The 23,262-nt window shown below is 68.9% G+C and carries 17 protein-coding genes and 1 pseudogene; 9 read left to right on the plus strand and 9 right to left on the minus strand.

Annotation, left to right across the window (positions count from 1 at the left end; genetic code table 11):
• Positions 1-245: 245 nt before the first annotated feature.
• Positions 246-419 carry a hypothetical protein gene (locus ACWDZ6_RS28240; RefSeq protein WP_326650971.1) on the plus strand — a complete coding sequence of 58 codons (174 nt, stop codon included), beginning with the start codon at positions 246-248 and terminating at the stop codon, positions 417-419.
• Between the two features lie 60 nt (positions 420-479).
• Entirely contained in the window at positions 480-1,547 is a 1,068-nt protein-coding gene (locus ACWDZ6_RS28245; RefSeq protein WP_451505082.1) for an MBL fold metallo-hydrolase, read from the plus strand.
• A gap of 5 nt (positions 1,548-1,552) precedes the next feature.
• Here the strand turns inward: ACWDZ6_RS28245 and ACWDZ6_RS28250 are convergent, their stop codons facing one another.
• Entirely contained in the window at positions 1,553-1,801 is a 249-nt protein-coding gene (locus ACWDZ6_RS28250) for a hypothetical protein (protein ID WP_451505083.1), read from the minus strand.
• 512 nt (positions 1,802-2,313) lie between these two features.
• Here ACWDZ6_RS28250 and ACWDZ6_RS28255 point away from each other — a divergent pair.
• Positions 2,314-5,184: an AAA family ATPase gene (locus tag ACWDZ6_RS28255; RefSeq protein ID WP_451505084.1), complete on the plus strand. Its 2,871-nt coding sequence runs from the start codon at positions 2,314-2,316 to the stop codon at positions 5,182-5,184.
• 22 nt (positions 5,185-5,206) lie between these two features.
• Here the strand turns inward: ACWDZ6_RS28255 and ACWDZ6_RS28260 are convergent, their stop codons facing one another.
• On the minus strand, positions 5,207-6,490 hold the full coding sequence (locus ACWDZ6_RS28260; RefSeq protein WP_451505085.1) for a TolB family protein: 1,284 nt from the start codon (positions 6,488-6,490) through the stop codon (positions 5,207-5,209).
• A 131-nt stretch (positions 6,491-6,621) separates the two neighbouring features.
• Between ACWDZ6_RS28260 and ACWDZ6_RS28265 the strand changes: the two are divergent.
• A pseudogene (locus ACWDZ6_RS28265) lies at positions 6,622-7,023 on the plus strand (serine/threonine protein kinase); the annotation flags it as partial.
• Between the two features lie 104 nt (positions 7,024-7,127).
• Here ACWDZ6_RS28265 and ACWDZ6_RS28270 read toward each other — a convergent pair.
• Entirely contained in the window at positions 7,128-7,691 is a 564-nt protein-coding gene (locus ACWDZ6_RS28270; RefSeq protein ID WP_451505086.1) for a dihydrofolate reductase family protein, read from the minus strand.
• Positions 7,692-7,941: 250 nt separating this feature from the next.
• A complete protein-coding gene (locus ACWDZ6_RS28275) occupies positions 7,942-8,391 on the minus strand; it encodes a hypothetical protein (protein WP_451505087.1) in 450 nt (149 codons plus the stop codon).
• A gap of 386 nt (positions 8,392-8,777) precedes the next feature.
• Between ACWDZ6_RS28275 and ACWDZ6_RS28280 the strand changes: the two genes are divergently transcribed.
• Positions 8,778-8,972: a hypothetical protein gene (locus ACWDZ6_RS28280; protein WP_451505088.1), complete on the plus strand. Its 195-nt coding sequence runs from the start codon at positions 8,778-8,780 to the stop codon at positions 8,970-8,972.
• A gap of 607 nt (positions 8,973-9,579) precedes the next feature.
• Positions 9,580-11,196, plus strand: coding sequence for a D-alanyl-D-alanine carboxypeptidase/D-alanyl-D-alanine endopeptidase (dacB, locus tag ACWDZ6_RS28285; RefSeq protein ID WP_451505122.1), 1,617 nt, complete (start codon positions 9,580-9,582; stop codon positions 11,194-11,196).
• Positions 11,197-11,316: 120 nt separating this feature from the next.
• Here the strand turns inward: dacB and ACWDZ6_RS28290 are convergent, their stop codons facing one another.
• On the minus strand, positions 11,317-12,078 hold the full coding sequence (locus ACWDZ6_RS28290) for an SDR family oxidoreductase (RefSeq protein ID WP_451505089.1): 762 nt from the start codon (positions 12,076-12,078) through the stop codon (positions 11,317-11,319).
• Between the two features lie 191 nt (positions 12,079-12,269).
• On the opposite strand from ACWDZ6_RS28290, the gene ACWDZ6_RS28295 reads away from it, so the two are divergent.
• Both ACWDZ6_RS28295 and ACWDZ6_RS28300 read left to right on the plus strand, forming a co-directional pair.
• A complete protein-coding gene (locus ACWDZ6_RS28295; RefSeq protein ID WP_451505090.1) occupies positions 12,270-13,637 on the plus strand; it encodes a pyridoxal phosphate-dependent decarboxylase family protein in 1,368 nt (455 codons plus the stop codon).
• A gap of 420 nt (positions 13,638-14,057) precedes the next feature.
• The gene (locus tag ACWDZ6_RS28300; protein WP_451505091.1) at positions 14,058-15,113 is read left to right on the plus strand and encodes a serine hydrolase; all 1,056 of its coding nucleotides are present in this window, start codon (positions 14,058-14,060) and stop codon (positions 15,111-15,113) included.
• 7 nt (positions 15,114-15,120) lie between these two features.
• Here ACWDZ6_RS28300 and ACWDZ6_RS28305 read toward each other — a convergent pair whose 3' ends face one another.
• Entirely contained in the window at positions 15,121-16,419 is a 1,299-nt protein-coding gene (locus ACWDZ6_RS28305; RefSeq protein WP_451505092.1) for a hypothetical protein, read from the minus strand.
• Positions 16,420-16,743: 324 nt separating this feature from the next.
• Here ACWDZ6_RS28305 and ACWDZ6_RS28310 point away from each other — a divergent pair, with 324 nt between their 5' ends.
• Entirely contained in the window at positions 16,744-17,028 is a 285-nt protein-coding gene (locus tag ACWDZ6_RS28310) for a hypothetical protein (protein WP_451505093.1), read from the plus strand.
• A 36-nt stretch (positions 17,029-17,064) separates the two neighbouring features.
• On the opposite strand, the gene ACWDZ6_RS28315 is transcribed toward ACWDZ6_RS28310, so the two are convergent.
• The 3 genes from ACWDZ6_RS28315 to ACWDZ6_RS28325 form a co-directional block, all read right to left on the minus strand.
• Positions 17,065-17,946 (minus strand): adhesin, encoded by an 882-nt coding sequence (locus ACWDZ6_RS28315; RefSeq protein ID WP_451505094.1) that lies wholly within the window; start codon positions 17,944-17,946, stop codon positions 17,065-17,067.
• Between the two features lie 176 nt (positions 17,947-18,122).
• On the minus strand, positions 18,123-19,841 hold the full coding sequence (locus ACWDZ6_RS28320; RefSeq protein ID WP_451505123.1) for an MFS transporter: 1,719 nt from the start codon (positions 19,839-19,841) through the stop codon (positions 18,123-18,125).
• A gap of 369 nt (positions 19,842-20,210) precedes the next feature.
• Positions 20,211-22,913: a serine hydrolase gene (locus ACWDZ6_RS28325; RefSeq protein ID WP_451505095.1), complete on the minus strand. Its 2,703-nt coding sequence runs from the start codon at positions 22,911-22,913 to the stop codon at positions 20,211-20,213.
• Positions 22,914-23,262 lie beyond the last annotated feature (349 nt).

Genomic DNA, 23,262 nt, shown 5'->3' on the forward strand with positions numbered 1-23,262 from the left:
CTGGGTAAAGGGAGACAGCAGAGACCCATACCACCGGTGGCTGGGTTACACGCAGCTAGACCCCATTCAACCGGCGAAGGCGTTCGGCGCACCCGCGCCGTGGCGGCCGGCCGCCACGGTTCCGGCCCCGTCGTGTCCCCCAGACCCACGGGACCTCGTGCATCCCGGATCGGGGCGCCCCGCAAGGTGGTTTTGTCCTGCTTCTCAAGGGCACTCGCCCAGTGAGAGTGCGCGGAGGTACTGAGATGAGTGCCGGAGAGAAAGCCAAGGCGAAGGCCGAACAGGTCGTCGGAAAGACCGTGCGGAAGGCGGCCCACGCGGTGCACAAGGAGACCCTCGCAGCAAAGGGCGCCGCCCTCGAAGCACGGGGCAAGATGCGGGGCGAGAAAGAGAGGACCAAGGACTCCTTCAAGCGCTGACCCCGAGGATGGGTTCGGCGTGCAGTGACCACTGTCCCGGACGAGCCCGCGGGAGGACCCATGACCGCACTCGGTGACCTGATCAAGATCGACGACCGGACCGTGCTGGTCCTCGGGCAGGAACTGCAATTCGAGCGCGATCAGCCGGACGTCGCCAACGCCCTCGTGCACCGGGCCGGCGACACCCTGGTGATTGTCGACACCGGCGTCACGACGGCCTTCCGCGCGGCACTGCGGGCGGCGACCGACCGGGTCGGACCCTGGTCTCGGGCACTGGTGCTGACCACGCACGGGCATCCCGACCACGTCGGCAACAACGACCTGGCTGACGAGCTGGGTGTACCGGCCGAGCACTACGTCCCCGCCCCCGACCTGGACCAGATGCGAGACCCGGCGTCGTACTGGGTGCGATCCTTCGACCGCATCTCCGGGTTCGCGTCGCTGCCCGCGTCGTCCGCTCTCGCCGACAAGGTGGTGTCGATCTGCCAGCCCATGCGGCCGTTCGGTGCGACGACCCGGACCTACGAGGAGCGACCGCTGGAGCGGATCCGGATCGGCCCGCTTCGATTCACCGGCTGGACCTTCGCCGACGGAGCGGTCCGCGTGCTGCGAAGCCATGGCCACTGCGCCGGGCATGTGATCGTGCACCTGAGCGACTGCAGCGTCCTGCACCTGTCCGACGAGGGCAACGGGGCCTGCGGTGCGATGGCAGACGCCGATCAGCTCAAGATCCAGACCGTGCTCGGCGCCGTGTCCGTCCTCTTCGAGGAAAAGGAAGCCACGCTCCTCACCGACGGGCACACCTTCGCCGTGCGCCGTGGCGCTGAGGTGGTGGCCTACCTGGACGGACTGCTGGAGCAGGCCGCCGCCATGCAGGCGTCCGCACTCAGGCTGACGGAGGAGAGCAAACAGGTTCAGCCAAGCGCGTTCCTCACCCGCTACACGGAAGCCATCGCGGATCTGGGAGTCGGGGGCGCCAACCCCAATCCGGTGTTCACCGCCATGATGGCGGTCAACCAGCTCCGCGAGCTCGGGCTACGGCCGGAATCCGGCGACGTCGACGCACCCTGGTCCAGGCCCACTGCGTACAACCCCGCATCGGCCCCCTCTCGACCCGGCCCCGACTGAGATGCTCAGCCTGCCGAAGGTCTTCGCCGCAACGGCCGCGGCTCGCTGAAGACCTCCACCAGCCGATCGGCGACCTCCTGGCGCAGGTACCGCCGTCTGCGGTAGCGCGACAGCCACCGCAAGTTCGCCATCAGCACCGCATCCGGGACCCGGCCCGGAACGAACTCCCAATCCACCGCGCGGCAGGCCAGCTCCGTCGCCGCGAACGCCTCCGCCGCCTCATCGACACGATCGGCGGCCCGGACATCGACCACCCGGCCCGACCGTTCGCGAGGCGCACGAAATGGATCATGAGGCCGCGCGACGGGCTCAGCCGTGGAACAAGACCAGCTCGACGAGGTGCGCATCGCCTGCCCGGATATCGCCACCGCCTGTGACCAGGCCCGCGTTGGCCCTCAGCTCTGCTCGTGCTCCTCGTTCACCAGCTCATCGTTCTCGTCGTGTGGATCCCCGTCGTCGTACCAGGCCGGCTCACGCCGCGGATCGGGGCCGGGCTCCCACCGCTCGCCGTGGACCAGGGTCTCGCCCTCGGTTCACCGCACCCGCTCCGCAATCGGACGTCGCGCGAATGCGCTCATGCCCGCCCGACTTTGGTCGTGAATGCCAAATTGAGGGAGATAGGCGCCGTCAATGTGGCATTCACGGACTTCGGTCAGCACGTCATCTGTCCGATGTGGACTGAGGTGATCGGCTGGGCCGCCTGCCGAGGTCGCGTGAGCGTCGATACCATCGCCTGGTCGCAGACGGAAAGTGAGTCGACGCCAGCATGACTGACGAAGCGAGAGGGGAGCCCGTCGGCGGATTACCCGGCCGGGCGCGAGAAGTCGCGATCCTGCGCGCAGTGCTGGCGGGCGAAGGTGGCACCTGGTGCGTCGCGGTCACCGGCGAACCGGGGATCGGCAAGAGCCGGCTGCTGACGGAGCTGGGGAAGCTCGCGGACACAGCAGGATGGACGGTCCGCAGCGCACGCGCGGCGGAGTTCGAGTCCCACATCCCGTTCGGTGTGTTCGTCAACGCGCTCGACGACCAGCTCGCCGAGCTGGGCCCGGAGCGTCTCGCCGCCCTCGGGCAACAGCAGCTCGCACTTCTCACGACCGTGTTCCCGGCGATTCCCGCTGCCGGTCCCGCCGACCTGGTCGACGCGGAGCGGTACCGGCTGCACCGGGCGGTTCGGGCGTTGCTGGAGCTGGTCGCCGAGCCGTCCGGGCTGGTGCTCGTCTTCGACGATCTGCACTGGGCGGACGAGGGTTCGGTCGAGCTGCTCGACCACCTTTTGCGCCACCCGCCCCAGGCGCGGCTGGTCTTGGCATTGGCGGGCAGGCCCCGGCAGACGTCGCTGCGGCTGTGGCACACACTGTCCCGCGCCGCGACCGACGGGGTGGCCGAGCTGCTGGAACTCGCGCCGCTGAGCCAAGCCGATGCCGGCCACCTCATGCCGGAAAGGCTGGGCCGTTCCCGACGGGAAGAGCTTTACCAGGCCAGTGGCGGAAACCCGTTCTACCTGGAAGCCCTGGTGCGGGCCGGTGAGCGGGGTATCGCCGTCGGTGATGCGGCGCTCCACCCCGACGGGGCGATCCCGGTGGCGGTCCACGCGGTGCTCGCCGCCGAGTTGGCCGCGTTGACCCCGCAAGAGCGGGTCGTCGCGCACGCCGCCGCGGTCGTGGGTGACGACTTCGAGACTGATTCGCTCGCTGAAACAGCGGCAATGGACGCCGGGTCCGTGCTCGCCGCGCTCGACCGGCTCGCCGAGCGTGACCTGGTGCGGCTGGACGGAGCGACCGGCCGGTTCCGGTACCGGCATCCGCTGGTGCGCAGCGTCGCCTACCAGGACGCCGGTCCTGGCTGGCGGCTTCAGGCACACGGCCGGGCCGCGTCGGCACTCCGGAGCCGGGGCACGCCGCCGGCCGAGTTCGCCCGGCACGTGGAGCGATCCGCCGCCCGCGGTGACCTCGAGGCGGTCGCGGCGCTCACCGAGGCGGCCGAGGCGACGATGCACACCACGCCGACGACCGCCGGGCACTTCCTGCGGGCGGCCATCCGGTTGCTCCCCGACTCGGAGTCGGCCACGCCGCAGCGCCTGATCCTGCTCGGCCGACTGGCACACACATTCGGCGCCACGGGCGACCTGCGGCAGGCCAGGGAAACCCTGCACGAGGTGCTTCGGCTCCTGCCTGCCGAACTCACCCAGATCCGGGCACAGACAGCGCGGGCCTGTGCGACGGTGGAGCAGATTCTCGGGCGCTACACCGAGGCCAGAGCGATGCTGCACAGCGAGTGGAAACGCGTCGAAGGTGTTGACGCCCACTCGGCGGCCGTCTTGCTCGTCGCGCTCATTGCCGGTGAAAGTGTCGAGCGCGAGCACGGACAGGACCGGGTGGCCGAGGCGATCGCCGCCGCGCGGGAAGTCGGGGATCCGATGCTGCTGGCGACGGCGTTGTCGGCCGCAACGCTCATCGACCGGCGGGCGGACCGGCTGGACGAGGCGGCCGCACTCCTGGACGCGCTGCCCGACAGCGACCTGGTCCGCGACATCGATGCGGCGTTCTGGCTGAGCTGGTCGGAAGTCTCCGCCGACCGGCTCACGGCGGCGAGCCGGCACATGAGCCGTGGCCTGCAACTGGCTCGCGCGAGCAGGCAGTCCCACAAGATCGCGCTGCTGACCGCGATCCGCGGCATGGTGCATGCCTACCTCGGCGAGCTGGCGGCGGCGACGAGCTGCTTCGACGACAGCCTGGAGTCGGCGGAACTGACCGGCAGCGAGGAGCTGCGCGTCATGGCGTTGACCTTCGGGTGCTGGATCACCACCTGGCGCGGCGACCTGGCCGAGGCGATCCGCCTGGGTAAGGAGGCCATCGTCGTCGACGACCAGGCGACGGCCATGAGTTCCTGGCGCAGTGGCCAGGCCGAGGCGATGCTGGCGCAGGCGATGTTGCACTCGGGTGATCCGCACGCTTGCATCGAGCTGCTGCTCACCAGTGGCGGTGGGGCCGATCTGCCCTCGGTGGGCCTCCGCACCAGGCCATTGGTGTACCTGATGCTCACGGAGGCGGAGGTCGCGGCCGGCCGGGTTCCCGCGGCCGCGGCATGGGCCGACCGAGCGGAGGACGCGGCCGGTCGGCTCGAGCTTCCGCTGCGCACCGCCATGGCACAGCAGGCCCGCGTGATCGCCACGCTGCCAACGGATCCGGCGGCAGCCGCACCGCTCGCTGTCGCCGCTGCCGGCACGTTCGGCCGGATCGGGGCGGCCGTGGAGGCCGGGCGGGCGCACTTGCTCGCCGCGACGGCGTTCGGCGGCAGCGGGGCGATCGACCAGGCCCGTGCGCACCTCGTGTCCGCTCGCGCGTTGTTCACCCGGTGTGACGCGCAACTGTTCCTGCCGCAGGTCGCACGCGAGGAGCGGCGCCTGAACGCGCGCGGCCCCCGGCCCGAAAGCGGTGCCGAGCGGTTCGACTTGACCACCCGTGAGGTCGAGATCGTCAACCTGGTCTCGGACGGCCTGACCAACCGGGACATCGGCCTCCGGCTGCATTTGAGTCCCAAGACCGTCGAAGTCCACCTGGGCCGGGTCTACGCGAAGGTCGGCGTCTCCGGTCGTGCTGCTCTGGCCGGCGTGTGGGCCGCCGCGGCGCGTGATTGAGGACGCCACGGCGGCCAACGACTCAGTTGCCGAGGTCGCGTACGTACAGGTTGAACTTCCGGCTGGTGCCGTCACCGCCCAGGTTCGTCGCGCTGGTCGTGAAAGCGACGTGGTGGCCGTCGGCCGAAATCGAGGGGCTGTAGCTGTACCCATCGCTCTGCGAGCCGTCATTGGCGACGCTGACCCTGGTCGTGGTGGCGGTCACCCGGTCTCGCACGAACACGTCCCAGCGTGAGTTGGTGTCGCCGGTCACCAGCTTGTCCTCGCCGGACACGAACGCGATGTAGCGGCCGTCGGCCGATAGCGTCGTCCGCTCCTGGCCGGGGGTTCCGCTGTCGCTCAGGCCATTGGGGCCAAGGTTCACCTGCGTCGTCGTCCGGGTAACCCGGTCGTACAGGAAGATGTCGGTGTCGATCGGACCGCCGGTGTCGCCCGTCACCAGATTCGACGCCGTGGATTCGAACGCGACGTAGCGGCCATCGGCCGAGATGGTCGCCGTGCGACTGGCGGAATTGCCTTCGTTGCCGTCGGTACCGACGCTGATCCGGTCGGTGTACCCGGTCAGCTGATCGTGTACGAACACGTCGTCCGCGTGGTTGTTGTCGGGGAACAGGGACAGTGTCTTCGCCCCGGAGGAGAAGGCGACGTAGCGCCCGTCTGCCGAGATCGACGGCAGTTGGCTGACGTCGTCGCCCTGGCGACCGTTCGAATCGACGCTGACCCTGGTGGTCTCACCGGTCTGCCGGTCGCGCACGAAGACGTCGTGGATGTCGTTGGTGTCGCCGAACACCAGGTTCGACGCGGGAGAGTCGAACGCGACGAACCGGCCGTCGGCGGAGATCGACGGATGGAAACTCTCACTGTCGCTCTGCTCGCCGTGCCTGCCGACGCTGACCCTGGTCGTCTCACCGGCCTGCAGGTCGTGCACGAAAATGTCGCGGTAGCGGTTGGTGTCACCGGCCACCAGGTTCGTCGCGAAGGACTCGAACGCGACGTAGCGGCCGTCGGCGGAGATCGACGGATTCCGGCTCACGTTGTTGGCCTGGTTGCCCGCGGAGTCGACGCTGACCCTGGTGATGACGCCGGTCTGCCGGTCGCGGACGAACACGTCGTCCGCTCGGTTGGTGTCGCCAGCCACCAGATCCCTTGCCAGCGAAGTGAAAGCCACGAAGCGGCCGTCGGCGGAGATCGACGGCCCGCTGGCGGAGTTGCTGATCGGTGCCGTGCCTGCTGGCCCCGGTTCGGCATCCGTGGCATGCGCGACGCCGCCCGACAACAGCGCCGCGACGATTCCCGACGCGAGCACTGCGCGCCCTGCGTTGCGGATTACGGAGAGACGTCTCATAGGTGTCCTTCTGTTCGGTTCCACGGCAGCCGGTTGCCCGGATCAGCGTTCCGTGTCGGACCGGCCGAAGCATGAGGGAACCCCCTACACCTTCGGCGGCCGAGGTGTTCGGCGAGGTCATCGAACCCGCGGCCCTCGCCCTCGGCTCCGAGAACAAGCAGGTCCTGAGGCTGCGCCGCCGGCGAGCAGCGATCCGCCTCCTCGGCGGCGACTACCGGGCCGCTCTCCCCGAGTTCGACGCCCTCGCCGACGCGTACGCCCGCATCGCCGGACCCACCGGCGAGCAGGCCCGCGCCTGCCGCGCCCAGGCAGCCCGGTGCCGCGCCGAACTCGGCCAGGTCACCGACGCGCCGGCCGCGCTCCAGGGCGTGCTGAACGTCGTGCGGGCCGTCGACAGCGACGTGGGCGAGGAAGCCGTGGAGCTACGGCACAACATCGGGATGCTGCTGCTCGCCCAGGGCCGGGCCGTCGAAGCCCGGCTGGTCCTCGAACCGCGTGGCCGCGCACAAGGCCAAGGGCCCCGACACCCTGATGGGTGCGGCTTGATCCTCTCGAACTGGCCCTTTCGCATGATCGCGACCGTGCCACGCACGTGCCACTAGCGAGCCACGCGATAGCGGAGGTAGACGACACTCGAGCTGAAGGTGCGGGTCTCGACGAGTTCGAGATCCACCCGGCGCTCGCGCCGGGGAAAGAACGGAATGCCACCGCCAACCAGCACCGGGTAGACCACGACCCGGTACTCGTCGATCAGACCCGACGCGGCCGCCTCGGCGGCGAGAGTCGCGCCGCCGATCGCGATGTCTCCCTCCCCCGGCTCGACTCGCAACCGCTCGATCTCCTCCGCCAGGCCGCCGGAGGCCAGGCGGGCATTGCCCTGCACCGCCGACAGCGTGGTCGAGAACACCACCTTCGGGAGCGGCTTCCAGAGCGCGGCCCACTCGAGCATTGAGTCGTCGAGCGATGGATCCTGGTCGGCGGTCTCCCAGTACAGCATCGTCTCGTACAGCCGTCGTCCCAACAGGTGGACGCCGACCCCTCGAATCTCGTCGATCCAGAAGCGAAAGACCTCCTCGTCGGGCGCCGTCCAGTCGAAGGCGCCGTCCGGCCCGACGATGTAGCCGTCAAGTGAGACGCCCATCGAATAGGTCACTCTGCGCATCAGAAGTCCTCCTCGGTAACGGGTTCGACAGTACGACCGACGGACGCCGCAGGACTCATCACGGCTCGCGGGATCCCCGGCCGGCGCCGGATGCCTGGCGTGAGTGGATCAAGCATGGGCTCCGCCTCGGCGGGTTCGGGCTCCACTTCGGGGACCGTTTCCGCACGCCTGTCGGTGCCGGAAACGGTGTCACCCTGTGCAACCCTCTTGTGCTCCCGCTGCGCTGACCTACTACCGGAGGAAATGATCCCTATGCCATTCGGTTCGACACAGGTCCAGAGATTGGAGTGCGTGGATCTTCGATGTCAACTGTAATCTCGACCCCGGAGGTTGAGCTAAAGGTGGCGACATTGTTGGACAGCTGGATCCGATCAAATGGATTGGATTCCATGAAGAAAATCGCCCAAATCAGCGCACGATCAGCAGTCAAACGTGCGATGAACCCCTCTGACCCGTACGAACCCTCGCCGCCCCACAGCAGCCCCTTCCTCCCCAGGTCTACTACGGCAAGCCCATCAACCGAAGATGTCCAAGACGGATCGCTTTCCAGCATCTCATCCAGGCCGAAGGGGGCGAGCACCGCAAAACCACTCGGCGCGTCGGGATCGAGGGCGACATCATAGGAGTGCCCGTCGGCGGAGTGTAGTGCATCTCTGATGGGGAGCTCAAAGTCTTCCCATAGGCGTTCGATCGCGGTCATTTCTTTTTGTATTTTCCGTTGCGCACGTGCTGCGGCCTCTCCTGGAGCCCGTCGGGGGGACTGGCTCGCCTAGTTCATTTCTGTTCCGCACGGAATTCATGCGCCTTCTGACTTCGGTTGCCGTATGACACCAGTTGGCCGTCCACTTCCATGACCTTCAGCGCTGTTCCGGGGGCGTCGCCAAACCCACTCCCCGGAGCGCATCTTCTCCACGTAGTCATTCGGGGATACGGTGTGTTGGGAGAAGTTTAGTTCTTCGGAGCGGGCGGTTTTCCCCCGGCCATTACGCGGACCCCGAAACCGGCCTCAACTACAACTACTTCCGGCATTACGACCCTGTGGAACGGGCTGCCGAGTCGCTGGTCGCGCCGGTTTACACCGTGGCCATGACCACTCACCAGCCGGCCATCACACCCGATGAGCTGCGGGGGCGCGCGACGAGCGCGGTCTCGACACTCACCACGGGAGCCTTGTCGATCGGCACGCTCGCGGGCGGCGTGCTGATCACTACGTTGGGCGCCAAGCCCATGGTCTGGCTCTGCGGAGCATGGCTGCTCGCCTGGCCGTCCTCACCACGATGAACCGGGCCGTGCGACAGGCACCGCAAGCAGGCGCGATCCCTCAGGAGAAGGCCACCAGCGCGGCCGAGGCTGTGGGCATGGGTAATACAGCTAGCACCCCGAGTTGCAGCGATCGGTGAGTGTCCAACTGCCGGTGAGTGTCCAACTGCGTGACAACTCCGACGCACAGCGGCGGACAGTCACGGGCCTGGCATCAACGACGGACTACCCAGGTGGCCTTGAGCGACCGTGAACGCTGAACCGGCAAGAGTGGCAGGGCTTCACGTAGGCCGCCGAATCCTCTGGGCTCGGTTCAAGTCCTTTCAGCAGCCAGACGAGAAGGACCAGCCCTACTACGGCGTAAACCGGTCATATGGCACCGCGTGGACCTTCGGGGGAGAATGTGGACTCCGGGGCTATGGCAACGAGACCGCCGGGGCCGCAGGTCTGTACGAAGGATCGGGCCAGAGTCCGGGACGGCTGTCACGACTGGGCGGCACACGGCTTTCGGACGAATGTGCCGCGCCGATCGGGCAATGGCCGTCCGCGCCGCGCACATCCGGCGCCCCATGCGGTGCATACCTGACCCGATGGGGTGGAGACCCCCTGACGAACGGGGCGTGCTGTGGTGCGAGGAGAGAATCCACGGTCCTTTCGGCGTCGCGTTGTCGCCGGATGCTGCGCCCTGCTGCTCGGAGCCCTGGCTTCGAGTACGGGAGCCCAGGCGGCGCCGACACCCGGTGACGGCGGTTCCGACCCGCTCGACCCGCGGATTACGGAGATCATGCGGAAGCCGGACTACCCCAACGCCCAGTGGGGCCTGCTCCAGCGCGATCCGGACAGCGGGCGCGTGGTCCACAGCCGGTTCGCCGAGCAGTTCTTCATACCCGGGTCGACGGCCAAGCTGTTCAGCGTGTCCGGGACATGGAAGACCCTCGGCGGCGACCACCGCTTCAGGACGCCGGTCTACGCGGTCGGCGAGCGGCGCGGGAGCACCCTGGAGGGCAATCTCGACCTGGTCGCCCAGGGCGACCTCACCATGGGCGGCAGAACCCGCCCCGACGGCACGGTCGCCTATACCGACCTCGACCACACGTACGCCAACAGCTTCCCCGGCGCCACGCTCACCCCGGAGAACCCACTCGCCGGGATCGACCTGATCGCGCAACAGGTGCGGCGCTCCGGCATCACCCGTGTCGACGGGAATGTGATCGTCGACGACCGGCTCTTCATGCCCGAGCCCCTCTTCGACCCCACCCCGAGCCCGCTGATCATCAACGACAATCTCATCGACCTGCTCACCACTCCCGGCGACCGCCCCGGCGCGCCCGCGCAGCTGGACTGGCGGCCGAAAGTCGCCCCGTACCGCGTCACGTCGACAGTGAAGACCGTCGCAGCGGGGGAGCCCACCGACGTCGAGGTGACAACCTCCGACAACGGCACCCGGATCCAGCTGTCCGGCACCATCGCGGCCGATGCCGAACCGGCGCTGAAGGTGTCCGACATCTCCGACCCGGCGGCCTTCGGACGCACCGCGCTGATCGAGGCGCTCGAACGAGCCGGGGTGGAGGTCACCGCCAACCCGACGGGACCCAACCCGGTCGGCCGGCTCCCCGCCTCATACGAGGGCCGGCCACGCGTGGGCACGTACACATCCCCGCCCTACGCCCAGTACGCCAAGCTCATCCTCAAGGTCAGCCACAACCTTGGCGCCAACCTCGGCATGTGCCTGATGGCCGTCACGACAGGCAGCCGGAACTGCATGGACGGCTTCCCGGTCCTGGCCGACTTCCTGGACAACGCGGGCGTCGACCGCAAGCAGGTGCAGCTCGCGGACGGCCGGGGCGGCAATCCCGTCGACCGGGCCACGCCGAAGGCCCTGGTGCAGATGCTGACGTACTGGCTGCGCACCCCCGAGGCGCAGCGATTCCGGGATTCGCTTCCCATCCTCGGCGTCGACGGCCTGCTGGCCGACAACTGCCGCGACTGCCCCGCGCGCGGAAAGGTGTTCGCCAAGACCGGTGCCGCCGTCGGGCTGGACGCACTCAACAACCGCCTGGGCGTCGGCGCCATCACGATCGCCGGATACCTGGACAAGGGCAACGGGCGCTTCGACGTCTTCTACGCCGGCGTCAACGGCGCCTCCACCCCGACGACCGACGTCAACGGCGTACTGGACATTGCCGACGACGTCGCCATGATCTCCGCGTATCTGCAGGAGGCGGCGGCGCGGCGGGGAGACTGAAGCGGGAAGACCGAAGAGGAACTGAAACGCGGCCGCCGACGGCATCTGCACGCCGTGCTCGCCGACGACGTCAGCAAGCACCTCAGCAAGCACGTCCAGGCAGGATCTGCTCCCTCCTACTCAGTGGGAGATGAGCTGCTGGCCACCGTCAATGTCGTACGTTCCGCCGGTGAGCGCGTCGTTGCACATGATGTGCACGGCCAGAGCGGCAACGTCAGCCGGGCCGACGACGCGTCGGATGGGAAGGGTGGCGCGCAGCTCCTCGCGCCGGGCATCGAGTTGATCGCCCAGGAGCGAGGCCGACAGGGGCGTGTCGACGAATCCTGCGGCGATGAGGTTCACCCGGATCGGCGCCAGTTCGAGCGCCAGGTTGGCGGTGAGGGCGGGCAGAGCCGCGGTGAGGGCGGACACGACGGACAGGCCGACACCGGGGCGCCGACCGCCGGTTCCGCCTATGAACAGCAGCGTGCCGCCGGCTCGGACCTTGTCACGGCTGTAGAGGGCGACCGCGAGTGTCATGGCAAGGCGCTCGCCGAAGTGGCCGCGGGCGACGGCGAGATCCATGTCCTCCAGGGGCATGTAGGCGGGGCCGCCGGCTGTGACCATCACGTGGTCGACCGGCCCGGGCAGATCCTGGAAGAACTGCTTGAGGCGTACGGTGTCGGTGGCGTCGAACGCCGCTGTGCCCACAGGATCGAGTTCCTGGGCAGCTTGCTGCAGCCGGTCGGGGTTGCGGCCGACGAGGACCAGCCGGCCGCCGCCTGCGCGTACCTGGCGGGCGGTCTCCAGTCCGATACCCGCACTGCCGCCGATCACCACGACAGTCTGGTCGGCGAGGCCGGGCGGGTGGTGGGGGCCTGGAACGCTGGATGCGCCAGTCATGGCGAAGCGCCGCCGAGGACGGTCACGTCACAGTCGTAGCGGGGTTTGCTGACTGCCATCGTTACCTCCGGGTATCAGCCTGCTTCCATCGTCGCGCTTCATTCCTTCTGCTGCACGGTGGCCAAGGGCGTGGGAGCGACCGCGCGAGTCGTGGCTTGCGCGGCGGGGGCGGCTGTCTCATAGTCCGAGGTATGGACGCGCGCGAGACGGCGCTCCGACAGGCATACGCCCATGCCGTCCGCTGGCTGGCGAGCCTGTCCGATCGGCCGGTTCCCGCCCGCGCTTCGGTCGACGAGATCGTGAGCGCGCTCGGCGTCGAACTGCCCGACGGTCCGAGCGCGCCCGCCGACGTCATCGACCTGCTGGTCACGGCCTGTGAGCCGGGCCTCACCGCGTTTCCCAGCGGCCGCTTCTACGGGTTTGTCGTCGGGGGCACTGAACCGGCCGCGCTGGCCGCAGACTGGCTGGTCAGCGCCTGGGACCAGAACTGCGTGATGCGCGCGGTCTCGCCCGCCTACACGGCGGCGGAAGACATCGCCGGCGCGTGGTTGCTCGATCTGTTCGGCCTGCCGGGCGACAGCGCCGTCGGCTTCACCACAGGCGCCACGATGGCGAACTTCACCTGCCTCGCCGCCGGGCGCGACGCGGTGCTGCGGCGCGTCGGCTGGAACGTCGCCCGCGACGGACTCGCAGCTGGGCCCGCTGTACACGTCATCGTCGGCGAGGACCGCCACATGGCCATTGACCTCGCGTTGCGTTATCTGGGGCTCGGCAGACCCGAACTGGTGAAGGCGGACGATCAGGGACGCATCGAGCCCGAGGCGCTGCGGCACACCCTGGCGGCCGGCGGGCAGAGTCCCACGATCGTGGTCCTCCAGGCCGGAGACATCCACTCCGGCGCCTTCGATCCCTTCGTCGAGACGATCCGTGCCGCTCGCGAGGCAGATGCATGGGTGCACATCGACGGCGCCTTCGGACTGTGGGCGGCCGCCTCCCCGAATTACGCGCACCTGACGGCGGGTTACACATACGCCGACTCCTGGGCGACGGATGCCCACAAGACCCTGAACGTTCCCTACGACTGCGGCCTCGCCATCGTGCGCGACCCGTTCGCGGTCCGGGCGGCGATGGGCCTGCGCGGCGACTACCTCATCCAGGCCGAACACGGCGACCCCGTCGACAAGGTCCCCGAGCTCTCCCGGCGCGGCAGGGCCTTCACCGTGTGGGCCGCGCTCAGGTCCCTCGGCCGGTCAGGTGTGGCCGACCTCGTCGATCGGCTGTGCCGACACGCCTCCGCGTTCGCCGCCGGGATCGACGGGATCGACGGCGCGACAGTCCTCAACGAAGTGGTATTCACCCAGGTCTGCGCCGAGTTCGGCAACGACGAACGCACGGAGCGGGTACTCGCCCGGCTGCTCGACGACGGAACGACGTGGATCAGCGGCTCCACCTGGCACGGCCGTCGCGTCATGCGGATCTCGGTGAGCAACTGGTCGACGACCGACGACGACGTGGCGCGCGCGCTCGACGCGATCCGGCGCGCATCCGCCAGCGCCTGATACGGAAGCCACCATCCCAAGTCGGCCGCCCGAGCCGTCCTGAGGGCTCACCGAGCAGCGGGAGCCGACCCGATGACAACCACTCGTGCCCACGCGGGCGGCGAGTCCGGCACGTAGTGCCGGCCGGGGAGGGGCAGGCCGGTCCGCTCGGTGAACAAGGGACGCCCGGCCGATCGCACAATCCGGTGAAGAGGGCCCATTCGGAGGACCTGTTTCACCTTATCGGCTCCCATGGAAAAGCCTGCCTAGTCCTATCGGCTGCCCCGACGGGCCAGGCTCATCCCAGGCTTGTAATGTCACGCCACAAGCGCTGCACCGAATCGCCGAACAGATACTCAGCAGACCCTGCTGTGGGTGAAATCGGGTCCGGACACACTGCGGTGTCCACGCCGGCGGACCGGAAAACAGAAAGGGAAAGAGTTGCGGTTCAGCAAGATGACTTCAAAGGTGACGTCAGGAACGGTTTCCGTCACGGTCTCCGCTGCCGTCGCGATATCCGCCTCGCCCTTTACCCCCGCCCCGGCCCCGGCCCCGGCGGCAGCCCCCTCAGCAGCCATACACAATGAGATACTGATACCCCATGAGGCCCGGAAAACAGGAAACACGCCTCAGCGGCTCAAGGGCAGATTGATCGAGATCAAGGGCGGGCCGATTGAATGCGCGTCCGAAAACCCTGAACTGGCAAGTTCCCTGACTCGAGACATAGCGAAGTCGCTGAAGAATCGCGACAGTCGAGCCGCGATGGTGCTGTACGACCGAACCACCCGTACCTCCTGTACGTACAGGGCGGACAAGCACTACGACTCCGCGAGCATAGTAAAGCCGATAATACTGGGGGCTCTGCTCCTGGCCAGACGCACCCACTTGTCCGAGGATGAGCGGGACCTGGCCAGGGAGATGATCGTGCACTCGGACAACGACGCGACGTACACCCTGTGGGACCGCCTGGGGCCCGAAAAGATCCAGAAATTCCTGGACAGGTCCGGAATGAAGAACACCACCCTTGACGAAACAGGGTTCATGGGCCTGACTCAGGTCACGGCGAGGGACCAGGCCAAACTGCTCGAGCTGCTCACCGGTGATGACAACTCGGTCCTTGACGCCGATGAGCGCGGCTACATCCTGGACCTTATGCATGACGTACAGAAGGATCAGCGGTGGGGAACGCCCGCCGGGGCCCCGCCGGACGCTGCCGTCCAGGTCAAGAACGGATGGCTTCAGCGTTCCGAGAGCGGTCTGAAGAACCCCTGGGACCGCGGAGACTGGAAAGTCAACAGCATGAGTGCGTTCACCAACCATGCCTATGACTACGGCCTCGTGGTCCTCACCGAGAACAACCGGGTCCCTGAAAGCGAGTCACCGGATGTGGGGTGGGACTACGGAATGGCTACGATCGAGGGCGTGGCGAAGGCCGTCCACCACAATCTGTACCCGGACCGGACTCCCGTGGCTGCCGGCAGCCCCGGCCGCACGTGAACCTCGCTCAGGACGTGCCGGACGCGAGGTCGCCGATCACTCCGATCCGGAAGCCCAACCACGGATAGGTGTGGTTGTAGAACACGTTGTCCTGCGGCTGCAGTCCGACCGCAGAGAGCCACAGCTGGAAGGCCTCCGCGTTGGAGATCCCGCCGTGCAATCGCCGCCAGACCCGCCCGGAGTCCCGTCCGGACGGGGCATCTGTGATCGTGTCGGTCCACTCGACCGCGTTGCCGCCCTGGTCGAGAGTGCCCCACGGTGAGGTGGTCCTCGCCTGACCGACCGTGCTGAGGCTGCCCTGGTAGATCTCGGGGTAGGTGATGGGGTCCAGGCCGATGGGGTTGACGGTGGAACAGGATTCGGGCAGTACCGGCGCCGGGCACCAGCTCGGTGCGGGCAGTCCGGTGTCGTGGTACGAGGCCAGTGGCTGGGTCGCCGCGTTGGTGACATCGCCGGTGGTGGGGTTGAGGACGGTGGGGCTGGGGGCGCTGTCGTCGCCGTCGCCGAAGACTCCCGCGTTGGTCGGGTACTTCCAGTAGGAGTAGGTGCCGCCGCCCGGATCGTAGTAGGCCGCCTTGATCCACTCGTTCTGGCTCGGCACGACGAAGCCGGCATCACGGGTTCGGGTCGCATCCGGCCGGGCAAGGTCGTACATCCCTCGCTCGGTCCTGGCCGACAGTTCGACCTGGTAAGTGACGTAGCTGAAGCCGCCGTTGCTGCCGGACCGCTTGGAGATCAGTCGACCGTTGCCGAGCGAGTTGACGAAGCGTGCCGCCTCCAGGAAGTTCGCGAAGCCGTACGGCTTGTGCGCCCACTCCGGATAGGCCACCGAGTAGTGCCTGCCGTCGGCGGCGCCGGCGGTGAGGTTGATCTGGCCGTACTTCGGCCACGCCGACGAGCTCTCGGTGTCCTCATAGAGACCAAGGCGATTGCGCCCACCGGGATCGACCGTGTTCAGGAACGCCACCCACTGTTCGACAGTGACTTCGAGCTGTCCGATCTCGTAGGGATAGCTGACACCGCCGACCATCAGACACCCGGCCGAGGTCGCGGGGGCGTCGGCGCAGGACCGGTACACGGCGTCCTTGAACGGAATGATTCCCACCGAACGGTTACCGGGAGCGCCGACCTTGGCGGTGGTCACGGTGACGACCGCGCCCCCGCGGGATGTGACGCTCCCTCGGGAGGGCGGCTCGACCGCAGCGGCACCGGAGCCGGCCGTCGCGGACGGAGCGAGCAGCGCCGACACCCCGCACGTCACTGCGACGGCCCGGCCGAGGCGAGTGCGGCTGAAAGCGAAGTGCATGGGCATACCCTTTTCGGCCATGCCAGCCCGCCCCTCGGCCGGGAACAGCCCGGAGCGGCCCGGTGATCACAACAACGGTCGACGTCACCGTAGCTCCGCCCACCACTCTCCGCTTCCTCATGATCACAGAATGGCCCCGGACGGGTGCACCGCCCCTTCCCCCGAGGCCACGAGCGCACCACACTCCCGTCCGCGAGTGCGCCGAGTCGGCGACCGGTGTCCGCGGCCGGTGTCCGCGGCCGCACGGCCGGCGTCTGGGGAGTGGACCTACGAGGTACCGCGTTCAGGGCTCCCCGGCCCCGGTTCAGGCCTAGGGTCGGCCGCATGAGTCAGTACGCCACAGCGATTCAGGACGCAGCACAGGAACAGAACCACTTCGGCCCGAGCGGTCACGACATACGTCAGCCCATCCGCGTGCACGCCGTGCACTGGCCCGATCCGGGCGGCACCGGCTGGGAAGAGGCCACGACGATGTGCGGCCGGCCCGCGGTCGGCATGGAGAAGGCCGTGCACACGGCTCCCGATCCCACCGTCTGGCACGCACCCAGATGGGATCGGCTGAAATGCGGCATCTGCGACGAAGCCGTGCGGGCAGCCGCGCACGGCTGATACCGACGAGTGCCGACTGCGGGCCCGACTCGTCCGTCAGGCCCTGCAGTCCGCTCTCATCTGGGCCGCCGCATGGTGCGCGCCCTCGAGTTCGCCGCTGCCCCAGTCCTTGCCGCGGTCCACGAGCTGCACCGTGAGCTGCTGGTTGCGGACCGGGATCTTCTCCACGATCAGGCCGCTGCCCCTCAGTGACGTCTGGTCGATCTCGAAGGACTTGATCGCGCTGTCCCGGTCGGCAGGATCGGCCAGCACCGTGTACGTCGTGGGATCGCCCGCCACATCGCGGTCGCGCTCGCTCTCGGGGATGAGGACGGACACCGAGCAGGTCGTGTATCCACTGCCCACGTACCAGGACCAGGTCGCCGTGCCCCCGCTGTCCTTGGTCGAACTGCCCGACATGGGGACTGCGGTGAAGCTGCCGTCGCAACCGTCGCCCTTGTGGCCGCCGGTGAATACCGTGTACCAGCCGTCGTCGCCGTCGCTGAAGCGGCCGCGCTCCTGATAGCTGCCGCCGCCGGTGCAACCGGGCCCCGCCCAGGCGGAGTACGGAGGGCGCTGGACGTTCTGCGGGGGCTTCGGCTTCTTCTCGCCGCGGGAACCGCCGGGGCTCGGCGACGGCGAACCCGTCGGCGACTCGGAGGGAGTGCCGGGCAGCGCCGTGGGGACGATGCGCTGCGGGGCGCCGCCGAGGCCGTCGCGGCCGAAGTCGGAGTCACCGCCGGGCACGTCCGCCGCCCCGGCCGGTTCCGAGTCGGCCCCGTACAGCGAGACCGCCGCGACCACCAGGGCGAACGCCGTCAGCACAGCTGCGCCGACCAGCAGGATCCTTCCGGTTCGGGAGAGGAGGGAGAAACGTCCTGCCAGCGTCTCGCGCGCCACAAACGTCCCACTCGGGGCCTGGCCTCTCGAACCAGCCACTCCGCCTCCTGCGCACTCGGGGCATCTCGTCCCGCGCAGCGAACCTCTGTTGTCGCCGCCGCATCGTTCGCAACCCATGTCACACCTGACCCACTAGGCCAACCGCGCGGTATGTCAAGGGTGTCCACTATGCATCAGCGGACCGGGGCGAGATAGGTGTTAACGGCGGTAAGGGGTCAGCGGAGTTCGTCGGGACAGGCGGTACCTCGCGGCAGTTGGTACGGAGCCGCCAGGCGGTACAAACCGGGCGCCGGCGCCAGGAGTTCGGTCCACTCGTCGCCGTCCACGTCCTTCCCCGCCTTCAGCAGACAGCCGTTGGGATTGACGAAAGTCTTTGGCCCGTCGGCACGCGCCTTCGACTCTTCCGTCTCCTGCGGGCCCTCCACCTTCTTGCCCTGCTCGTCGACGACGCTCAGCCACGGCGAGTACGGGACCCGGATCAGCACCCGGCCCGCCGTCCTCACCTGGATCGTGAGCTCACCCGCGCCCGCGTGTTGCACGGTGGCCGGCGGGTCGGCCAGCGGCATCGGGTTCTTCACCGCGAACAGCTGCCAGTTCTCGTCGCCCCAGAGCCGTGTCAGATACGACTGGCCCGCACGCACCAGCTCAGCCTCCTGCTTCGCACCGCTGGAGTCCGGCGACCCCTTCGGCAGCACCACATAGTGGACCGCCCAGCGGTCCAGCCAGGCCCGGTAGCCGGCCGAGGTCAGCGTCTTGTCGTCGTCGTAGAAGAGCGGATTGCGCTTCATGTCCGCCTGCCGGTTCCAGCCGCGGGCCAGATTGACGTACGGAGCGAGAGCGGACGCCTCCCGGTGGCTGCTGGCCGGCACGACCTCGACCCGGCCACGCTCCGCGCTGAGCCCCTGGAGCCGGTTGACCAGCGGCGCGAGCTCACGGTTCCAGGACGCCGTCGGGGCCGTACGCACCATGTCGTCGACGCCCTTGAAGCCGATCCAGAAGTTCAGGCCCAAAAAGGCGATCACCAGCGCGTACCACTTGCGGGAGCTCGGCACGTTGTACGGCAGCGCGGCGAGCAGCACCACGCCCGCGAAGAGCATCGGGAGCCGGGACACGTTCGACCCGATCTGAGAATCGATCACCCAGGTCAGCAGGGTACCGAGGCTGTAGACGGCCGCGCCGGTACGGACCGTGCGCCACTCCTTCGGTACGAGGACGAGGACGAGGACTCCGAAGAGGAACGGCAACGACGTCGACCAGAACGACATCGGCTGTGTACCGGAGAAGGGGAACAGCCAGGCGGAGAGCGCGACGACCACGACCGGGGCGAGGCCGAGGGCGTACGCACCGGGGCGGCGCTTGTTCAGGAAGAGCGCCGCCGCGACGACGCCCAGGAAGAGCCCGGCGACCGGGCTCGACGCGGTGGCAAGCCCGGCGAGCGGGGCTGCGACCGCCGCCTTCGCCCAGCGTTTGTGACGCCAGCGGTGCGGCCAGCAGAAGACCGCGGCGACCGCGCCGAGCGCGAACGTCATGCCGAGACCGAAGGTCACCCGTCCCGAGAGCGCGTTGCAGAGAAACGCGAAGACCCCGGCGAGCGAGCAGGCCACTGGATTGCGCACTGCGCGGACGCGGACCAGGATCAGCGCGGTCAGGGCGGCCGAGACGGTACCGGCGATCATCATCGTCGAGCGGACACCGACCAGCGACATCAGATACGGCGAGACGACGCTGTACGAGACCGGATGCATTCCGCCGTACCAGGCGAGGTTGTACGCGGAATCCGGGTGCCGGCCGACGAACTCGGCCCAGGCGTCCTGGGCCGCGATGTCGCCGCCGCTGTTCGCCAGGAAGAAGAACCAGAGCAGATGGGCGAGCGCGGCGAGCGCCGTCGCGAGGAGCACCGGGTGACGCGTGAGCCGGTCGCGGAGATCGGCCATGGGGCCGGGGTCGGCAGCGGATTGTGGACCGAGGCCGGATCCGGAATCGGCGTGACCGGGCAGCGGCGGGCGTATTCGCAGCCCCGTGCCGGGGCTGCTGCCGTCCGCCTGTGTCGGCTCAGCGGTGGTCACTGCGGCTCTCCCCGTCTTCCCCGGCTGTGCCGTTGTACCCCGGCCTGCCAACCTCCGACGCGCTCCATGCTGACGTTCAGTGCTGACGTCCGCGCTGACGCCCGTCCCGGCTTCCGGGCCGGCGTCCGTACTGAGGTTCCATGCTCAAGGACGCTGTCCCGGCGCCCCGAAGTTGCCCCGGGACGCTAGCACGCGGGCGCCCCGGTGACCCGGGACGCCCGCGCGGCCGGCACAGCGCTAGCCGAGGCGCGTCAGCTTGTCGCCCAAACCAGGCTCCACCAGGTCCTGCTGGAGCGCGACCGGTGCGGTGACCTTGCCGGTGCCGCTGCCGACCGAGACCTGACCGACGACCGCGCCCGCCTTCGCCGAGTGCGGGAGCGTCTTGCCACTGTCGCTGAGCGCGATCTCGACCTTGAGGCCGCCCCAGCCGACCGCCTTGAGGTCCTTGGTGGCGATGACGGCCGTCCGGCCGCCGAGGCCGTTGTCGACGTAACCGACGACGTCGCCCTTCTTGACGACGGTGGCGGAGGTGACGCCGGCCTGGGCAGCCTGAATCACCTTGATGCTGTAGTCGATCGCGAGGTCGAGCTTGTCGTTGAGGATGGTGGCCTTCTGGGCGCCCATCGTGATGCCGACGATGCGACGCACCTTGCCCTCGACCTCGACATTGGCGGACCAGAGGAGATTCCCGCCGGCCGGGGTGGACGAACCGGTCTTGATGCCGCCCACGCCGTCCAGCAGCAGAGCCTTGTCGTTGTTGTTCCTGATGTTCCCGTCGATGCCGGGGATCGTGGTCATCGTCGTATTGACGATGTCCCGGAACACATCGTTCTGCATGACCGCCTTGGCCAGCTTGAGCTGGTCCCGCGGAGTGGACACGGTGGTGGCCTTCAGTCCGCTGGGGTCCGTGTAGGTGCTGTTGGTCATGCCGAGGTCCTTGGCGGCGTCGTTCATCTTCTTGACGAACTCGGCCTCGGTCTTCGAGTCCCAGCGGGCCAGCAGGCGCGCGGCGTTGTTGCCGGACGGGATCATGAGCAGCTGAAGCATCTGCTTCTCGGTGAACTGCTGCCCCATCGAGATCTGCGCGGTCGACTCGTCGTCGTTCTTCGACTCGTCCTCCGCCTGCTGATCGACGGTGATCTTCTGGCCGACCTCCTTGCCGGAGATCGGGTGGTCCCTGAGGATCACGTACGCGGTCATCGTCTTCGCGACGCTCGCGATCGGAGCCGGCTGCTGTGCGCCGTACGTACCGATGCTGCCGACGCCCTCGACCTCCACGGCGCCCTGGCCCTCATCCGGCCACGGCAGGCTGAGCGGGCCGCCCTTGAAGGTGAACATGGGCTCGGCGGAGAGCGCGAGTGACGGATCCGGGAGCGGTCGTACAGCCTGTACGACCGCAAAGACGACCAGGAGCAGCAGAACCAGCGGCGTCCAGATCTTGATCCGCCGGAAGACCGTACGGACCGGGGTCTGCGGCGGGGGCGGGGTGTTCGTCAGCTCGGCGAGCAGATCGAGCGGCGGCAGCGGCGGCATGGGCTGCTGCTTGGTCCGCTCGGCCTCGGTGAGCGAGGCGGGTGCGGACGGGGTGGCCGCGGCCGGAGTGACTGCAGGCGGGGTGACTGCCGGCGGGGTGACTGCCGGCGGCGCGGCTGCCTGGGACTTGGCCCCGGCGGGACTCCGTACGCCGTCGGCCCGCAGGGGCACGAAGGTACTGGAGCGCGGGACATCGGCTTTGGGCCCGGGCTTGGAGGGCTCGGGCTTGGGCTCGGCCTCGGGCTTGGACCTGGGCGCCGGGGGCACCTTGAGCGCGGTGGTGGGCTGATCGACGCGGGGCCGCCGGGGCGCCTTGAAAACGGCGGTGGGCTGATCGACCGCGCGCTTGGGGGCGGCCTCTTCCGCGGTTGCGGCGCCCTTTGCATCCGCAGATTCCTGGCCCTTGGGGGGTGCTGTCCGGGCGGCGTCGTCGGTACGGGTACGGGTGCCGGTGCCGGTGCCGGTGCCCGACGGAGTCGACTCGGCGGACGCGGCGGCGGACTCGCTCGAACCGTCCTCGTCGGCGTCCTGCCCCGCCGGGGCCTCGGCTTCGCCGACGGGTGCGGGAACGGCCGCCGGCTTCGCGGCCTCTGAGCCCGGGCCTTCGGCGTCCGCAGCGTCCGGCTCCGCCGTCGCGTCCGAACGGGGCTCGTCGCCGGAGTTCGCCTCGTCGTCCCGGCCCGACGGCGCCGAAGCGGCAGCCTCGTCGGACGACGCGGGTTGCGATGTCGGCTTCGCGTCCTCGGAGGCCGAGCCCCCGGCGCCTGCGGACTCCGGTTCCGTGGACGTGCCCGAATCCGATTCGCCGTCCGGGGTCTGCACGGCGTCCTGATCCGACGACACCGACGCCGCAGCCTCGTGGGCAGGCTCGGACTCAGGCGCGGACCCCGGTTCCGCGAACTCGGACGTGTCCCCGTCCCGCGACTCGGACGTGTCCCCGTCCCGAGACTCCGGCTCCGCGGCTCCACCGTCGGCCTCGGAGGCCGGGCCTTCGGCGACCGCGGGCTCCGTCTCGGCGGACGCGCCCGGACCCGCCTCGTCGCCCGGAGCCTCCTCGTCGTCCTGACCCGACGACCCCGAGACGTCGGCCTCGTCCTCCTCCGGAGACCCGGCCTCGCCGGCGGCCGCGGACTCCCGCTCCGCAGAAACGCCGGAACCCGCCTGGTCGCCTGAGAGCCCCTCAGACGCACCGCCCGGCCCCCGAGCCGGAACCTCCGCCTCCGCGGCCTCAGAGGGGGCTTCCGTGGCCGCCGGCGCACCCTCGTCGTCCGCGCTCGCCACCCACGCCGCCACCGCGGCACGCAGCCTCGCGTCGTTCTCCACCGAGCCCGACTCCGTGCCCGGCTCCGCGCTCGCCGGCGCGGACGGCTCGGCCGGCGTCCTGAAGATCGCCGTCGGCTGGTCCACCCCGGAAGCCGCAGCCCCCGGGGAGGCCTGGCGGAACACGGTAAGCCGCGGGTCACGTTCACCCGAAGTCGTCTCCCCCGACGACTTCCTCTGCTCCGACTTGTCGGGGGACTCGCCCGCCACCGTGCCTCCATGAGTCATGCGTCATGCGCCATGCGTACGTCGTGTCGGGCGCCGTGAGGCGACAGCCCGTGTTGTCCGAACCATCTACCAGTGTCCTGTCTGAGAGGACAGCCCCCGCGCAAAGACGAGAACGACATACCTGCCGGTTCCCGTACGAAGTACCCAGGCGCTCTCGACAGACCAATGTGAGAGGGGTCACCCTGTCATTCATCCACGCGGGGAGGCA

The sequence above is a fragment of the Streptomyces sp. NPDC002926 genome, assembly GCF_053591755.1.

Coding starts and splice junctions, on each gene's coding strand:
- ACWDZ6_RS28255 (WP_451505084.1), top strand. CDS start 2,314: ATGACTGACGAAGCGAGAGGGGAGCCCGTCGGCGGATTACCCGGCCGG.
- ACWDZ6_RS28290 (WP_451505089.1), bottom strand. CDS start 12,078: ATGACTGGCGCATCCAGCGTTCCAGGCCCCCACCACCCGCCCGGCCTC.
- ACWDZ6_RS28295 (WP_451505090.1), top strand. CDS start 12,270: ATGGACGCGCGCGAGACGGCGCTCCGACAGGCATACGCCCATGCCGTC.
- ACWDZ6_RS28240 (WP_326650971.1), top strand. CDS start 246: ATGAGTGCCGGAGAGAAAGCCAAGGCGAAGGCCGAACAGGTCGTCGGA.
- ACWDZ6_RS28310 (WP_451505093.1), top strand. CDS start 16,744: ATGAGTCAGTACGCCACAGCGATTCAGGACGCAGCACAGGAACAGAAC.
- ACWDZ6_RS28305 (WP_451505092.1), bottom strand. CDS start 16,419: ATGCACTTCGCTTTCAGCCGCACTCGCCTCGGCCGGGCCGTCGCAGTG.
- ACWDZ6_RS28245 (WP_451505082.1), top strand. CDS start 480: ATGACCGCACTCGGTGACCTGATCAAGATCGACGACCGGACCGTGCTG.
- ACWDZ6_RS28280 (WP_451505088.1), top strand. CDS start 8,778: ATGACCACTCACCAGCCGGCCATCACACCCGATGAGCTGCGGGGGCGC.
- ACWDZ6_RS28270 (WP_451505086.1), bottom strand. CDS start 7,691: ATGCGCAGAGTGACCTATTCGATGGGCGTCTCACTTGACGGCTACATC.
- ACWDZ6_RS28320 (WP_451505123.1), bottom strand. CDS start 19,841: ATGGCCGATCTCCGCGACCGGCTCACGCGTCACCCGGTGCTCCTCGCG.
- ACWDZ6_RS28275 (WP_451505087.1), bottom strand. CDS start 8,391: ATGACCGCGATCGAACGCCTATGGGAAGACTTTGAGCTCCCCATCAGA.